This is a genomic window from Colwellia sp. Arc7-D, from assembly GCF_003061515.1.
Classification (GTDB): domain Bacteria; phylum Pseudomonadota; class Gammaproteobacteria; order Enterobacterales; family Alteromonadaceae; genus Cognaticolwellia.
Window position 1 is genome coordinate 308657 of the sequence record NZ_CP028924.1, and the last position, 14604, is coordinate 323260.

Below are 14604 nucleotides of genomic sequence, written 5' to 3' on the forward strand. Positions count from 1 at the left end.
TTGTATAATTAAATGGTATTATACAGGCCTTAGGGCGAATGCTTAAGCTTTGCTTTTATAATATTAATTAAACTTTATTCATTAGGAGATTTCAGTGCCGGACAACAAGATAGATTCTAACCAATATGCATACTTGGTTAAGTTGGCTGCTTTTGCCGCCACAGCAACCGCACTGATTCTTGTAGTGCTGAAGCTCTATGCATTCTTTGTTACTGATGCTAGCGCGATGCTGGCCTCTGCTACTGATTCTATTTTAGATCTATTTGCTTCTATTATGAATGTGGTGATCTTGCGATTCGCTTTAGCACCAGCCGATAAAGAGCATAAATTTGGTCATGGTAAAGCAGAAAGTTTAGCGGGCTTAGTACAAGCGGCATTTGTTTTAGGATCAGCATTGTTATTGGTATTTAATGGTGTTGATCGCATTATAAATCCACAAGAAGTGGTGAGAACTGAAGTCGGTATTATTGTTTCGATAATTGCCATTGTTATGACCTTGATGTTAGTGGTACTGCAAAAGTATGTTATTCACCAAACAAAGTCTGTTGCGATTAGTGCCGATGCTTTGCATTATCAGTCTGACTTAATTCTAAATTTAGGTGTGTTAGCCGCATTGTTTTTAAGCCAAGGTTATTGGTTACAAGCGGATGGATTTTTTACCGTTGCGGTGGCTATATTTTTGTTAATGGGCGCAGGTAAAATAATTTGGACCAGTGTCCATCAACTGATGGACCATGAGTTAACTACAGAAGAGCTGTCGGTTATAAAGAAAATTGTCTTAGCGCATGAAGGTACGCATGGTTTACATGAGTTGAGAACACGACAAGCAGGTCCTGACAGATTTATTCAATTCCATTTAGAGCTAGATGGCGAGTTGTCCTTGTTAGAGGCTCATACCATAGGTGAGGCTATTGAACTTGAAATTATAGAGGCGCTAGCACCGTGTGAAGTGTTTATTCATCATGACCCGTTGTCTGCTGCTAATCATCAAGATAATACCGATGACATTAAACGAATTTAGTTAGCTGAAGTAAAAAGGCGTGGTTAAAGTACTATTGATGTGACTTAAACCACGCAATGGTTTTATCTATTGCTATGTCACGGTATTGGTCTAGTTCAAAATAAAGTTCGTGATAAGCCCCTGCGATGATTTCAGGTTGACCTTCTGGGCAAGCGCTTTCATTAGCTTTATGCAGTTGCTGGCAAAAATGAAGTTGAGCTTCATTATCTACAATATGTTCACTGCCCGCTTGTAGCATTTGTATGGGTAGCGATAGTTTATCAATATCAATAAGTAAGTTGTCTGAATTAAGAATAGCTTGCTCCAACCAGTTAAATGTTACCCCGCCCAATTTTAATTCTGGCTGTGCTTTATATAACGCTTGAAAACGCTCAAAGCGTGGTAAAGAGTGCATTAAGCGATTCTCTTCAAACGTACTTTTATTCAAATCGTTTTGGCCAAAAAAATACCATGGAGTGTCTGAAAACCAACGGTTTAAAGTAGCGCCTGTTTTTATCAGTGATGTTGCTAGCCAATTTGGCGTACCGCCTCTTGATATAGCTATCATTGGTGAACTTAATGTTAGGGCTTTGATTTTACTTGGATAGAGTTGTAAATATCTTAAAGCAATGGCTCCGCCCATAGAATGCGCCAACATATAAGCCTGTTTATTATGCTCAGGATATTGTAATGGTAAAACCACGTTAAGTAAGTGGTGCAAATCTTGAGCGTATTGATCAAACTTATCAATATGACCTTGAAAACGGTTAGGGGTTAAACGTGCAGAAAGCCCTTGTCCACGATGATCTATAATGACGCTGTCGTAACCCTGATTGTCGAGATCAAACGCTAATTCTTGATATTTAAGATAGCTTTCAGAGCGGCCAGGAACAATAACAATGTAAGGTTTATCAGGCCGTTTAAAATTAGTCGCATAAGCAATACTAATATTGTCGTCGGTTGTGAATGCCGCTTGCTGCACTGTTTTCCAAAAAGCTGTAATAGCGGCAACTTTTTTTGGTGTGAGTGCTCGCTTACTTTCTTCGCTAATTTCATTAGCCATTAATGGAGTTCCTAAAAATAGCCAAAAAAAGACTAATGAATATAGTAATTTAAATTTCATGTGTATTATTTTTACTGATCACTATCGGTAATTCAATGATAACCGTTAAACCATTTTGGTTATTGTTTTGCGCACTTATGATGCCATTATGCGCAACAATGGCTTGCTTTGCTATCGCCATGCCTAATCCTGTGCCGCCTGTTGCACGATCACGCGCTTGAGCAACGCGATAAAAAGGTTCAAATAACTTAGGTAAGTCTTCAATGGGAACACCAGTACCCGTATCAATAATCTCAATAATAAATGACGTGCTTGTTTTAGTTAAGTTAACCGTTACCTGGTGGTTTTTATGGCTATAATTTATCGCGTTAACCAAAATATTATTAAGGGCACTAGACAATAAGTTCGGATCGGCTTGCAGTAACGCGGTTCCTTGATAGTCAAAGTGAATATTAATCGATTTCTCATTAGCCATATATTGCGCATCTTCAATACACAAGATTAAGAGTTGCTTTAGATCTACGGCCATTAACTCCAATTGGCTGATGGTGTTTTCTAACCTTGATAAGGATAATACACTTGAGATCATTTCATCGAGTCTGGCTATTTCGAGTTCACATCGTTGCAAATGTTTATGTAATAAAGCCTGTGAAATATTGTTTTGCTGGGCAAGACCAAGAGCGATTTGCAAGCGAGTCATAGGTGAGCGTAGCTCATGCGAAACGTCTGCCATCAAGCGTTGATGCGAGCCAATATTCTGCGCTAGTTTTTCTGCCATTAAGTTGAAGCTTGCCGCGCAAGCACCAATTTCATCATTACGCTGTGCAATTAAAGGAATGCGAGCATTGAATTCACCATCACCAAAACTTGCCGCTGCTTTTTGCATGGCAATAAGCGGTTTGGTGAATGATCGTGTTAGTAACCACAGTAAAATAGAGCTAATAAAAATAGGAATAGCTAAACGAAGCCAAGTAGGAATACGTTGTATTATGTTGCCAGGTAGGCGTTTTCTGTCGATTGTAGCGAGATAAATTTGATAGGGAGTACCTGCAACATCAACGTTAACTGGTCCGGTCATACGGTAGAATTCAAACTTAATTGTCGTAAGGTTATCGAGATTATTTTGCGTTAAAAATGTTTGTAAGCTAGCTATTTGCCATTTGTCAGAAGCCAAGACTTCATTGGTGTTAGTATTTTTTAACAGTAATTCTCGGCCTGGCTTTCTTGATAACGTTGATAGCAATTTCTCGGTTGTATCTACGGGTGTAAGTGTTAATTTTTGCTTGATTCGCTCTACTTTGGCTACATCGGAGTGATGAGTTGGGATAATAAAGCTTTTTGTTCTAAATTGTTCAGATACTAATCGCGTGATACTAATGGTTAAAATAATAATTAACCAAAAGCAGATAAACAGCTTAGCGCCTATAGAGGAGAATTTTCTCGGTATTTTAAACATTAAATTAACTCTCCCGCTAAGAAAATATAGCCTGCTCCACGAATAGTTTTAAGTTTGTCATTAGGGCTAAAGGGTAAGAGTTTACGTCGAATATTACTCACATGCATATCTATACTGCGATCAAAAGCACTTAATTTACGTTTTAATACCTGCTCTGAAATTTCAATTTTACTGACAATTTCGCCTGGTTTTGCCATTAAATGCTCAATAATTTGGTATTCGGTACCCGTAAGCTCAATAAACTGGTCGTGACAACTGACTTCTCGGGTTGCATGATTAAGTTTTACGCCGTTAACTTGTAGCACTGAGCTTTGCTCTTTGCTATTTTTAACGATGTTTATTCGACGAAGAATGGCGTTAATACGTGCGAGTAATTCACGATGTTGAAAAGGTTTAGGTAAATAATCATCAGCGCCAAGTTCTAATCCTAATATTCGGGAGGCATTATCACCTTTAGCCGTTAGCATTAAAATCGGAGTTTTGTGATTGCCTCCTAACGCTTTTAATACCTCAAAACCGGTTAAGCCTGGCATCATAACATCGAGTAAAATTAGCGAAATTTTATCGTCAAATGCTTTTTCTAACCCTGAAATTCCATCATGGCAGCAGATAAGATCGAAACCTTCAGTGGCAAGGTAGTCAGTTAACAACTCAGCAAGCTCTTTGTCATCGTCGATTAATAAAAGTTTGTGCTTATTCATTGTTGCTCTCGCTAATCACTTGTTTATGTCGAACGAATCAACTTATTGATTCGAGAGGACATGATAACGTATAAATTTAAAGCGAATTGCTATCTTTACAAAACATTTACGTTGGTTTGCGTTTCTTTTCGTTGCACAAATTATAATGATGGTGAATTAATTGAGGAACAACATTATGCAAATACAAAAACTATATTCAACAATCAAACCTTACGCTGTGATCAGCCTACTTGTGCTTGGTGGTATCAGTAGCCTTAATGTTAATGCTATGGGCCACAAAAGTGAAGCTCATAACATTGAAAAGAGCCAAATAGAGGGCGAAATCAGCAATAAACACCATGATAAGATGAAAAAACACTTGCATCGATTAGCGAAAAAATTGGATTTAACGTCTGAGCAACGTAATGAGATTAAGGCTATTTATGTAGCGATGAAAGAAGACAGGAAAGCAGATGAAAAATCACTTTCTAGCTTTAAAGAACAAATGAATTCATTGCTTAAAGCAGGCAAGTTTGACGAAACTAAGTTTAGTGTTATTTATGACAAGTATCAGAAAAATTTTAAAATGGTGGCAATGGAAAAAGCAAAGCGTCGCCATGCTATTTTGCAAGTATTAACGCCAGAGCAACAGTCAAAATATTTAACAATGCGTAAACACCGCTAAGGTTTAATTTAAAAGACTAAACGAAAATATTTTAGACATTTTGCTTTCTACCGCGCGGCCATTTTCTTTGGCTGGTAGAAAGCGCCATTTTTCCATTGCATTACGAATGGCACTTCGAAAGTAGTTCACTTTACTTTTTGATTCAAATTCAATATTTTTGACCAAGCCATTTCGGTCAATATCAAACTCAACCATAACTTCTAGTTCAATACCTTTTCTTTTTGCAGAAATAGGATATTTAGGGTCTGCAGAATTTAATAGTTTAGCCGCAACCATATTAAGCTGAAAACCTTTGTTTTCAGATGTATTATTGCTTAATTTTGCTTGATTGAAACGGTTGATATTAGCCGTCAGTTTCAGGGGATTTGATGCTTGATAATAATTGCTAGCTTGAGTTTTATTTAACGCGGTGATTACGTCATCACTTGGCGTTATTGGTTCATTTAACAAGGTACTAATTTGCTTGGAGTAAGCATTGTTTTTGTCAATGTTTTGTTTTGAATCTGTACGCTCAAAGGCTAAATCTGACATTGATTTAGTACGCGTTTTTGTTTGTGGTTGGTTAGTCACTAAAGCGCCACTTAACTCAGCTTGGTGTTGGGTAATATTTTTTCTATCGCTTACATTCATATCAACGAAGGGGAGTTCATTGTAATAAGGGTTTGTTGTGTATTCACTGACAACGCCTTGCGACTTCAACGGGGCTTTAGTGATAGGTTGAAGCGTTGAATTAAGTTTTTGTGCTTTGCGATTCTGAGAAGGTATTGAAGATGAATCAGCACTAGTGGAATTATCTATAGCCAATAAACGGCTTGCAAGTGAGCTGTTGTTATTGTCTTGCTCAATAATCATCGCTGTTTCTAATGACCAGTTTTTATTAACTTTAGCCGCAGAATTATACAATGAAATACTGCCTGATTGTAAATCAATAATGGGTAGCGTTAGCGAGTATTTTGAAAAAAGAAAAATAACCGTAAGTAAAATACTAATCGATGCTAACCACTTACCTGAGTCATTTGTTTTTGTACAATGTTGTTGATGATCTAGCAGGCGAACAACCCGTTGTTTTAGATCTCCGCCAGAAGCTGCCATTGCCATGTTGGGAATAGTATTATGACGATGCTTTACGCATAACGACGCGGTATCAGCCAGAGTATGTGCATAGGCGAGTGGACTGCCGCAGTGTTGTACCGCAATGTCATCGCTGCAATATTCTCGCTCATTGCGCATTTGTTTTGAAACCCATCGCACACCAGGGTGGAAGAATAATGTAATTTCGACCAAAGTCTGTAAAAAGTTAACTAAGTAATCATGACGTCGAATATGAGCTAACTCATGGAGTAACAGCATATCTAATTGTTGTGGGGTTAATCCTGAGATCATACTAAAGGGAAGCAACACAACAGGTTTTAACCAACCAATAGCCATAGGTACATCTGTTTTACTAGAAAGCAGTAAAGGTATGTGTCTTGATAAGCCAACTTTCGTAATTAGGCTATCAAAGCGCTTTTGCAACGTAGCATCAGCTGCAGAACAGCCCTGTAAAGGTAGGCGATTTACATTATATAATTCTATGATTAATTTAAGAGCTAATACGATAACGAAGCTAAGCCATACAATGGTCAATAATGGTAAATACTCTAACCACTCTATGTACCAAACATTAGTCTGTATTTGCTCTAGATATAAGCTTTGATCAAGCAAAGGTAAAGCATACACAAGGTGTGTTACTTGACGGTAGTCGATATCATAAACTAGGAAAAAAGTAACCGCGGGTAAAATAAGGTTTGCTAGCATGGCTAACGTACTTAATGCATAACGTAGTTGAGATTTTTGGTAAGAAATTAACGACAGTAAAGCTTTTAATACCGCAGCAACAAGTACTCCTTGCCATAAAAAATGGATAAGAGTAATGGCTAAAGCAGCTAATAATGGATTATTAATTAAGCTTTCCTGAAACATGCCTATTTAAGTTACCTTTTAAGTCATAAGTTAATTAAGATTGTTGTTCTAATTCGTTAAGTAACTGTCTTATATCTTCAATTTCTTTTTTGCTGGTTGAGTTATCTAACGCACGCATGACGAGTTTTGACGTAGAACCACCAAAAGCTTTTAATACTAAGTCTTTTAATAAAGAAGATTGGGTGACCATTTCACTATTTGCCGGAGCATAAACATGTGCTCGGTTGCTTTCATCGCGAATAACTAAGGTTTTTTCGTGCATTATTTGTAGTATTTTTAATACGGTAGTGTAGCCAGTCGTTTGTGTTTGACTTACCGTTTCATGGATTTGTCGAACGGTAGCGGGTCCCATTCTCCAAAGTATATTAAGCAACGTCAGCTCAGCTTCTGTAGGCTTAATATCTGATTTATCTCGTGACATTGAGATTCCTTAGGTAATTTTATCTTTAATTAATGTACTAAACCGATTGGCGTAAGCTTACGCTATTTTCGTTCATCAGCTTGGTATTGCTATGTTGCATTATTTGCAGCGTTTTTGTGTCAATATACGAACTTACTCGTATCATATATCACCCATCCTATCTTGCGCTGAATAAATGAGCAATAGCAAATGCTAGATTGCTCAATTTTAATCTTAAAAAAACAACCGACAGGAGGTAATGCTTTTATTGTTTTTGTGCTAATTCAATGTCGAAATTATTTCGCGTGTTCGCTGTGGAAAGTTGGTAAATATGCCATCCACTTGGTAAGCAAGACATTGCTTTATTTGAACGACATTATCGACAGTATAAACCCATACTTGCAACCCTCTATGGTGTGCGTCGTTAACAATTTCTGGGTTTAGGCATTCAATCGAAAGGTTTAACATCTTAACGTTTAATTTTTTACAAAATTCAGCGTAGGTAATGGGACAACAAGCGATGAGCGCTGCTGTTGTTATTTCAGGTAAATGTTCTGCTACCAATAAAAGTGCATGGTGATTAAACGATGAAATAACAAGTTGCTGATAAGTAATTAACTGTTGTGTTTTTGCTTGTACTAATAGGTGACTTAATCTTTGAATTTGATCTAAAAGTTGAGCACCTTGTGCTGCTGATTTTAATTCAATATTAATCTGGCATTGACCCTTAATGCATTCTAGCGCTTGAGTTAACGTACAAATTTTATATTTAGCATCAGTGGCAGTGTTTAAAAGCTCATTAAGAGGTAATTGATTGAAATGTACTTTTTCGCTGATATTGCCTGTTGTACTATCAATTGTGTGGCTTTTGCTTTTTTTAACATCAACATCAACATCAAGGTAACTATCATGAAGAAGAATAAAAGTTTCGCTAGGTTGATGAAATTGTACGTCAAACTCAATAGCATCGCAGTTTTGTATTATGGCTTGTTCAAATGCTAGCAGTGAGTTTTCAGGAAATTCACCGCTAGCACCTCTATGTGCAATAATTTTCATTGACTAAAGATCTCTGTGTTGAGGGCTTTAGTCAAAGGGAGTAACTTACGCACTTTCATTTTTGTTTACTAAATCTGCATAATGTTCACCAAGACGGGTAACGGTTTCTGGTCCGGCTGCTTGATTAAATTTCACCATGTTTGGCGCAAAGGTAGTTACAACGGTAGAGCCTAATTTAAAACGCCCCATTTCAGCACCTTTTTCCAAGGTTATAGCACTTGCTCCCTCTGTCGGGTACTGCCAACGAAATACATCTTTACCGGCCGGCGGTGTAATTGTACCTGCCCATACTGTTTCAATACTGGCTACAATGGTTGCGCCCACAAGTACCATTGCCATTGCACCATGTTCGGTATCAAATATAGCGACAACACGTTCGTTACGGGCAAATAAATTAGGCACATTATTAGCAGTTAACGGGTTAACTGAAAATAAATCGCCTGGTACATAGATCATCTCACGCAAGGTGCCAGCAATTGGCATGTGAATGCGGTGGTAATCTTTAGGGGCGAGGTAAATACATGAAAACTCACCGTCTTGAAAAGGCGCTGCTGTTGCTTTATCGCCACCGAGTAAGGTTTCTAAACTGTAATTAAAGCCTTTTGCTTGAATAAGTTGGCCTTGCTCAATCGGACCTTGTTGGCTGATAGCACCATCAACTGGATAACAAACCGTACTGGCATCTTCGATAAAGGTACGAGCACCGTCTTCAAGTTCACGAGTGAAAAAGTCGTTAAAAGTTTTAAAATCAGTGGCATTTTTTAATTTTGCTTCAGCCATATTGATTTCATAAGCTTTAATAAAGGAGCTAATCGCTTTAGTGGTTAGCCAGCCGGCTTCAGCGGCAGCGAATTTACCTACAAGTCTTGAGATAGCGTGTTTTGGCATCATGTATTGCAAAGCAATTTTAATTTTATCTAACACTGTTTTTCCTTAATTTATTTTTTGTTTTAATCATTAAAGCGCGAGGTTAGGGTGTTATCACCTAAACTGGCTAATATTTTTTGGAAACTGGCAAGACGTTCCGGGAAAATTTTGCCCTCATCTCTAGCCGCAATTAATGCACAGCCAGGATCGTTTTGATGTTTGCAGTCACGAAACTTACAGGTACCTAAATATTCGTCAAACTCGATAAAGCCATTACTTACTTGCCCAGGTGATAAATGCCATAAGCCAAACTCTCGAATACCGGGTGAGTCAATTAAATCGCCACCTTGTTCAAAATGATACAGTCGAGCAACCGTTGTGGTGTGCTGCCCAAGCCCTGAGTTTTCTGAAACAATTTTAGTCATTACTCCTAACTCTGGCATTAATGTATTGGTCAGCGTTGATTTACCCACACCTGATTGACCAACAAATACACTGGTATGTTGGCTCAGCTGTAATTTTAACTCAGCAATACCTTCACCCGTTTCGTTACTCACGTAAGTAACTTGGTATCCTATTTTCCGGTAAATATTTAATTGCTTTTCAATCTCTTCACGATTGCTATCATCGAGTAAATCTAATTTATTTAAGAGGATAACCGGTGTTATACCTGTTTGTTCTGCGGCGACTAAATAACGATCGATAATGTCAGCATTAAAGGCAGGCAATACCGAGGAAACAATTAAAATTTGGCTTATGTTGGCGGCAATGGGTTTAACACCATCATAAACATCGGGTCGACTCAGTACTGAATTTCGCTCGTGAACTGCCTCTATAACACCAGAAATACTATGTTGGGTTTCTTTGCCTTTACGCCAAAGTACTTTATCGCCACAAACTAAAGACGAAATGCTGCGACGTAAATTACAACGAAAAATAATGCCGTCGCTGCTTTCAACGTCAGCATGTTGACCAAAGCGACTAATAACAGTACCTGTTTCGGCTGCAGCAAGTTCATCATCTTGCCATTGAACTTTTTCAGTAGATTTACGTAACTTCTTACTTTGGTTAGCTTTGATCTGCCGTGCTTGACCTTTGGTCAGTTTTTTGGCTTTAGCCACAAGTTAGTCTCATTTTTATGTTATCTCAGCATTTATGTATTATTCTGATAAGGCTACCGACAAATAATTTTAATCATGCTACATTCTGACGTATTATATACCCAAGCATTATATAAATGCATGTGTAATTGCGCCTTTTACAGACACTACATCGTGTAAGTGCTTTGATAATTGGAGCTAACTTGATAATAAGTAATTAACTTAGGGATAACAATGAGCGCGAATGACAGCAATTTAATTTGGTTAGATTTAGAAATGACAGGCCTTGAACCTAAGACAGATGTTATTTTAGAAATTGCGACAATAATTACCGACAGCCAACTCAATGTGTTAGCTGAAGGTCCTGTGCTTGCTATTCATCAAAGTGATGATGTTTTAAATAATATGAATGAATGGTGCATCGAGCATCATGGCCAATCAGGGTTAACACAAAGGTGTCGTGAAAGTACAACGAGTATTGAGCAAGCGAGTGCTGAAACCTTGGCATTTATTAAGCCTTATGTCACGAAAGGTAAATCACCTATGTGTGGCAACAGCATTGGACAAGATAGACGCTTTATTAATAAATACATGCTTGAATTTGAAGATTATTTTCATTATCGCAATCTCGATGTCAGTACAATTAAAGAGTTAGCACGACGCTGGAAGCCAGAAGTATTAGACAAAGTGGTTAAAACCGGTGCCCACCTAGCCATGGATGATATCCGTGAGTCGATTGCGGAACTTAAGGTTTATCAGCAACACTTTTTTAAGCTTTAATGCTTTCTCGTCAACTGTTCAATGTTTTCCATGGCATTACAGAGTCGACTGTTTAGGCTCTGTTTGGCCATCTTAAGGTGATTTGTGCACCTGATAGTGTCGATGAATTTGCTAATCTTATCGTTCCTTGATGCCAAATAAGTACTTTTCGAGCAATATATAAACCTAAACCATAACCCGTTTCTGTCGCTTTATCAGGTTCTTTTCTGATAAAAGGTTGTACCAATTTTTCCGCTTCTTTTCCTACACCAGCGCCATCGTCGGAAACACTTAACAAGCATCGGCCACCGATAATTGAAAATTCTACAATTATTTGGCTGTGTGCATATCTCAAAGCATTATTAATCAAGTTTTGTAGTGCGATTGTCATGGTTTTATCATTGAAATAAGCACTGACGACTTTGGTGTTAAATTGGATCGTGATTGAACTATCAATATATTGATATTTTTGTGCCAAACCATCAAGAAAATCAGGGACATTAATGGTTTTTTTAGCTTTTAAATATTGATGATTTTCCAAACGCTCAAATGATAAATATTCCTTCATCAATTCTTGGATTTCAATAATATCTTTGTTTAATCGTTCGGTATGTTCAGCCTCAACCGTTGAAGAAATGATTTCTGACAGAAATTTCATTCTGGATAATGGTGTCCGTATTTCATGTGCCATTGTTCGCGATAAGTCTTGATACATTTGCATGGTTTCTACAATCTGATTGGCCATCTTATTATAGGTGTTAGCTAAAGGATATATTGGGGATGATGGCCTTAATTTAATTTTTACAAAGGAGAGCTTTTCACCAAAAGCAGTGGCACTGTTTTGTAATTTAGCCATGTCTCTAAATAGCGGCCAAATAAAACAAAGTAATAATAAGGCAAGTGCAGAATAAAAAACCAAAACCACATAAAAAGACTCAATGTCATCAGTTTTTTCTGGTTGATAAAAGGGGCCGTATTTACTAATTTCTTCAGCGTTGTTCTTTTTATAATAAAATTCTAAACCGTCTTCATTCGCCAGTTTTATAACATAGCCGTTATCGAGTAAAGTGCTTAAACTGTTAGGTAAGGCAATGCTATTACGTGCGATATTTTCCATCGTTATCGTTTTTTTTGAATCTTTGTTTTGTTCAAAAATTTGTTCGATATCAATTTGGTAGCTAGTGTTTTTGTTGTTTACAAAAGTATATATTTCACTAAACGAAAAAATAATAGCGGCAGATATCAGAACAAATAAAACGTATAAGCGAAAAAATTGGTACTTCATTTCGAGGTATCTATATTTAACATGTAGCCTTTACCTCGTATCGAACGAATAGTCAGTTGAGGTAGTGTTAAGTCGATAAGTTTTTTGCGTAATCTACTCATGATTAAATCTATAGCGCGGTCGAGACCATCATAATCTCGGCCAACAATGTGTTTAAATAGTACCTCTCGTGCAACGATATCGTTATGATGATTGGCGAGTAAGTGAAGTACATCAACCTCTTGAATGGTAAAAGGTAATACTTCGCCAGCGACACTAATTTTCTTCGCAACTGCATCTATGACAAAATCATCGAAACGAATTTTTTTCAATGAGGTACTTTTATGATGCTCTCTTATGTGCACGTTAATACGAGCTAATAAAACCGCTGGTTCAATGGGTTTTACTACATAATCTGCTGCGCCAATTTCTAATCCGTGAATTTGATCTTTGTCATCATCAAGTGCGGTTAGGAAAATAACAGGACAGTGCATTTTTTGTTGAATAATTTTAAGTAGCTCAAAGCCATTAATGTCAGGTAACATCACGTCACATATGACAATGTCAAAGTCGTGGTGATTGACCAGCAAGCTAACTTCCGCACCCGTACTAATATGTACTACATCACACTTTTTAGCCCGTAAATACTGACAAATCAGTGATGCTAATGGAAGGTCATCCTCTATGAGTAATAGTTTACAAAGTATTTGTGGCATTAAAAAAAGTTCCAACCATAATTTCTGCGTTTTCTTACTGGACGATACTGCACGACTTTCAATATCGCTGAAGTTAATGGAAGTCGGCTTTCTTCATCTTCGATGATAATGTGAGTGGTTTTATCTGTGTCTACTTGAAAAATAAACTGTTCAGAAGCTTCTGGGGCAAAACATGTTTTTATTTTCGGCGTACTACGATTGAAGACACAAAATCGTTGATGAATTTTATAATTAATTTTTAACACTAACATTTCTTTACAGCGTTGATTTTGTTTTTCAACAACACAAACTTGTGGTTGAATATTGACGGCAATAGATTGGTTATTGAGTTGACCCAGCTCTTGCGCATTTATTTTATAACCGGCACTACTGAGCAGTAAAAAGATAGAAGTAACTATGTATTTGAATATAATCACTTTCATCATCACACCTAATACTGATACTTTAAGCCAATAAAACTGGTGATAAAGTTACCTTTATCAATGAGAATGCTTTCACGAATTTCATCGCCTATTAGTGTATGTTTGACGGCAGCCACAAGTGAAAAGGACTCACTTATTGGCACTTCAACATTTACCTTATAATAGCGATTGGTTCCTGATTCTGCGGTATATCCACTGCGTTTAAAAACGTGGAGTTCGGCTTCGGTAAATTGATAATAATAATTCACCAGATTGATACTTTTTTCAATTTGCCCTAATTCAATAGACGCGTTAAACCATTCAAAGTTAAAGCCTTTAGAAATGCTAAGGTGTAGTTCGTTGCCATTGTGCACATTGGTAACATCATGGAAGTAGCCGACACGTGTGTTGAAGTAATCGGTCATAAAAGTAAAGCTGATACCACCAAGATAAGAAATATCTCGTTCAATTGTCGCAAAACCGGATAAATCAGGGAATTTGTTACCAACAGTACCAGGGTTGTAGCCAAGAATGTTCGCGAGAGTGTAATTTTTATTGCTATCAAAGTGGTAAAACATGCCGTCTTCATTTAATAACCCGACAACATCAATAAGTAAATTATCTGTTTCTAATAAGCTATAACCTATTGTCGTACCATCAATAAAAAATTTGTCTCCATAATAAGTAATTGACGGAAAAATATTAACACTCAGATCACCACGATCAATAAGGGGCGTCTCGATACGGCCTTTGCCTAAGTATATGGATAAGTTAAATTCATTGCTTTCAATCTCTTGTTCAAACGCAAAGCTTGAAGAGGAAAAAAAACAAATCATTAATAACAGAATAGTTAAAATTTTAGTGAACACAGAAGAAAATTACTCAAATATATTTATAATGTTAGATTAGCAAAGTTTTAATTTTTTTGAAATCCATCTGTACAAAACCCTACAAAAGTATCCTTATTCTAAAGTAGATACTGGCAGTGTATTTGCGACCTGCATTTTCATTAGGCTGGAAATTAATATTTCATTTTAATCTATCGAAAAAGTATTTTTTGTCACTTTAATACGTGGCTTAAAATGATACAAAACGCTACATAAATTACATAACTCTAGTCCTTTAATCTTGGTTATATATTACGCAACACTTCTAAAGAAGTGGTCAAAATAAAAACTAATCAATGGAGTTAACA

General features: G+C 37.0%; 15 protein-coding genes. 3 read left to right on the forward strand and 12 right to left on the reverse strand.

Annotation, left to right across the window (positions count from 1 at the left end; all coding sequences use genetic code 11):
* Positions 1 to 94: 94 nt before the first annotated feature.
* The gene (locus DBO93_RS01335; protein WP_204100637.1) at positions 95 to 1021 is read left to right on the forward strand and encodes a cation diffusion facilitator family transporter; all 927 of its coding nucleotides are present in this window, start codon (positions 95 to 97) and stop codon (positions 1019 to 1021) included.
* Positions 1022 to 1052: 31 nt separating this feature from the next.
* Here DBO93_RS01335 and DBO93_RS01340 read toward each other — a convergent pair whose 3' ends face one another.
* Genes DBO93_RS01340 through DBO93_RS01350 form a run of 3 tightly spaced genes read right to left on the reverse strand, consistent with a single transcriptional unit; the run spans position 1053 to position 4220 of the window.
* The gene (locus DBO93_RS01340) at positions 1053 to 2063 is read right to left on the reverse strand and encodes an alpha/beta fold hydrolase (RefSeq protein ID WP_162533692.1); all 1011 of its coding nucleotides are present in this window, start codon (positions 2061 to 2063) and stop codon (positions 1053 to 1055) included.
* 49 nt (positions 2064 to 2112) lie between these two features.
* The gene (locus tag DBO93_RS01345; protein ID WP_108454723.1) at positions 2113 to 3519 is read right to left on the reverse strand and encodes an ATP-binding protein; all 1407 of its coding nucleotides are present in this window, start codon (positions 3517 to 3519) and stop codon (positions 2113 to 2115) included.
* Positions 3519 to 4220, reverse strand: coding sequence for a response regulator (locus tag DBO93_RS01350; protein WP_108454724.1), 702 nt, complete (start codon positions 4218 to 4220; stop codon positions 3519 to 3521). The genes DBO93_RS01345 and DBO93_RS01350 overlap by 1 nt, the downstream gene beginning before the upstream one ends.
* 175 nt (positions 4221 to 4395) lie before the next feature.
* Here DBO93_RS01350 and DBO93_RS01355 point away from each other — a divergent pair, with 175 nt between their 5' ends.
* Positions 4396 to 4884: a Spy/CpxP family protein refolding chaperone gene (locus DBO93_RS01355; protein ID WP_108454725.1), complete on the forward strand. Its 489-nt coding sequence runs from the start codon at positions 4396 to 4398 to the stop codon at positions 4882 to 4884.
* 3 nt (positions 4885 to 4887) lie between these two features.
* Here the strand turns inward: DBO93_RS01355 and DBO93_RS01360 are convergent, their stop codons facing one another.
* The 5 genes from DBO93_RS01360 to rsgA all read right to left on the reverse strand — a co-directional run bounded on the left by DBO93_RS01360 (position 4888) and on the right by rsgA (position 10290).
* Positions 4888 to 6846, reverse strand: coding sequence for a M56 family metallopeptidase (locus DBO93_RS01360; protein WP_108454726.1), 1959 nt, complete (start codon positions 6844 to 6846; stop codon positions 4888 to 4890).
* A 34-nt stretch (positions 6847 to 6880) separates the two neighbouring features.
* Positions 6881 to 7267: a BlaI/MecI/CopY family transcriptional regulator gene (locus DBO93_RS01365; RefSeq protein ID WP_108454727.1), complete on the reverse strand. Its 387-nt coding sequence runs from the start codon at positions 7265 to 7267 to the stop codon at positions 6881 to 6883.
* Positions 7268 to 7525: 258 nt separating this feature from the next.
* Positions 7526 to 8302, reverse strand: coding sequence for a glycerophosphodiester phosphodiesterase (locus DBO93_RS01370; protein ID WP_108454728.1), 777 nt, complete (start codon positions 8300 to 8302; stop codon positions 7526 to 7528).
* Positions 8303 to 8347: 45 nt separating this feature from the next.
* Complete coding sequence (gene asd, locus DBO93_RS01375; protein WP_108457698.1) at positions 8348 to 9193, reverse strand: archaetidylserine decarboxylase; 846 nt, start codon at positions 9191 to 9193, stop codon at positions 8348 to 8350.
* Between the two features lie 59 nt (positions 9194 to 9252).
* A complete protein-coding gene (rsgA, locus tag DBO93_RS01380; RefSeq protein ID WP_108454729.1) occupies positions 9253 to 10290 on the reverse strand; it encodes a small ribosomal subunit biogenesis GTPase RsgA in 1038 nt (345 codons plus the stop codon).
* 213 nt (positions 10291 to 10503) lie between these two features.
* On the opposite strand from rsgA, the gene orn reads away from it, so the two are divergent.
* The gene (gene orn / locus DBO93_RS01385; protein ID WP_108454730.1) at positions 10504 to 11049 is read left to right on the forward strand and encodes an oligoribonuclease; all 546 of its coding nucleotides are present in this window, start codon (positions 10504 to 10506) and stop codon (positions 11047 to 11049) included.
* 52 nt (positions 11050 to 11101) lie between these two features.
* Here orn and DBO93_RS01390 read toward each other — a convergent pair whose 3' ends face one another.
* Genes DBO93_RS01390 through DBO93_RS01405 form a run of 4 tightly spaced genes read right to left on the reverse strand, consistent with a single transcriptional unit; the run spans position 11102 to position 14278 of the window.
* The gene (locus DBO93_RS01390; protein ID WP_108454731.1) at positions 11102 to 12313 is read right to left on the reverse strand and encodes an ATP-binding protein; all 1212 of its coding nucleotides are present in this window, start codon (positions 12311 to 12313) and stop codon (positions 11102 to 11104) included.
* The gene (locus DBO93_RS01395) at positions 12310 to 13008 is read right to left on the reverse strand and encodes a response regulator transcription factor (RefSeq protein WP_108454732.1); all 699 of its coding nucleotides are present in this window, start codon (positions 13006 to 13008) and stop codon (positions 12310 to 12312) included. The genes DBO93_RS01390 and DBO93_RS01395 overlap by 4 nt, the downstream gene beginning before the upstream one ends.
* Entirely contained in the window at positions 13008 to 13433 is a 426-nt protein-coding gene (locus DBO93_RS01400; protein ID WP_108454733.1) for a DUF3019 domain-containing protein, read from the reverse strand. Before DBO93_RS01400 ends, DBO93_RS01395 begins: the two co-directional genes overlap by 1 nt.
* A gap of 5 nt (positions 13434 to 13438) precedes the next feature.
* A complete protein-coding gene (locus DBO93_RS01405; protein ID WP_108454734.1) occupies positions 13439 to 14278 on the reverse strand; it encodes a MipA/OmpV family protein in 840 nt (279 codons plus the stop codon).
* Between the last annotated feature and the right edge of the window lie 326 nt (positions 14279 to 14604).

Bases quoted from the DNA above. Each gene is read 5' to 3' on its own strand.
- DBO93_RS01340 (WP_162533692.1), bottom strand. From the start codon at position 2,063: ATGGCTAATGAAATTAGCGAAGAAAGTAAGCGAGCACTCACACCAAAA.
- DBO93_RS01345 (WP_108454723.1), bottom strand. From the start codon at position 3,519: ATGTTTAAAATACCGAGAAAATTCTCCTCTATAGGCGCTAAGCTGTTT.
- DBO93_RS01350 (WP_108454724.1), bottom strand. From the start codon at position 4,220: ATGAATAAGCACAAACTTTTATTAATCGACGATGACAAAGAGCTTGCT.
- DBO93_RS01355 (WP_108454725.1), top strand. From the start codon at position 4,396: ATGCAAATACAAAAACTATATTCAACAATCAAACCTTACGCTGTGATC.
- DBO93_RS01360 (WP_108454726.1), bottom strand. From the start codon at position 6,846: ATGTTTCAGGAAAGCTTAATTAATAATCCATTATTAGCTGCTTTAGCC.
- DBO93_RS01365 (WP_108454727.1), bottom strand. From the start codon at position 7,267: ATGTCACGAGATAAATCAGATATTAAGCCTACAGAAGCTGAGCTGACG.
- DBO93_RS01370 (WP_108454728.1), bottom strand. From the start codon at position 8,302: ATGAAAATTATTGCACATAGAGGTGCTAGCGGTGAATTTCCTGAAAAC.
- asd (WP_108457698.1), bottom strand. From the start codon at position 9,193: ATGATGCCAAAACACGCTATCTCAAGACTTGTAGGTAAATTCGCTGCC.
- orn (WP_108454730.1), top strand. From the start codon at position 10,504: ATGAGCGCGAATGACAGCAATTTAATTTGGTTAGATTTAGAAATGACA.
- DBO93_RS01390 (WP_108454731.1), bottom strand. From the start codon at position 12,313: ATGAAGTACCAATTTTTTCGCTTATACGTTTTATTTGTTCTGATATCT.
- DBO93_RS01395 (WP_108454732.1), bottom strand. From the start codon at position 13,008: ATGCCACAAATACTTTGTAAACTATTACTCATAGAGGATGACCTTCCA.
- DBO93_RS01400 (WP_108454733.1), bottom strand. From the start codon at position 13,433: ATGATGAAAGTGATTATATTCAAATACATAGTTACTTCTATCTTTTTA.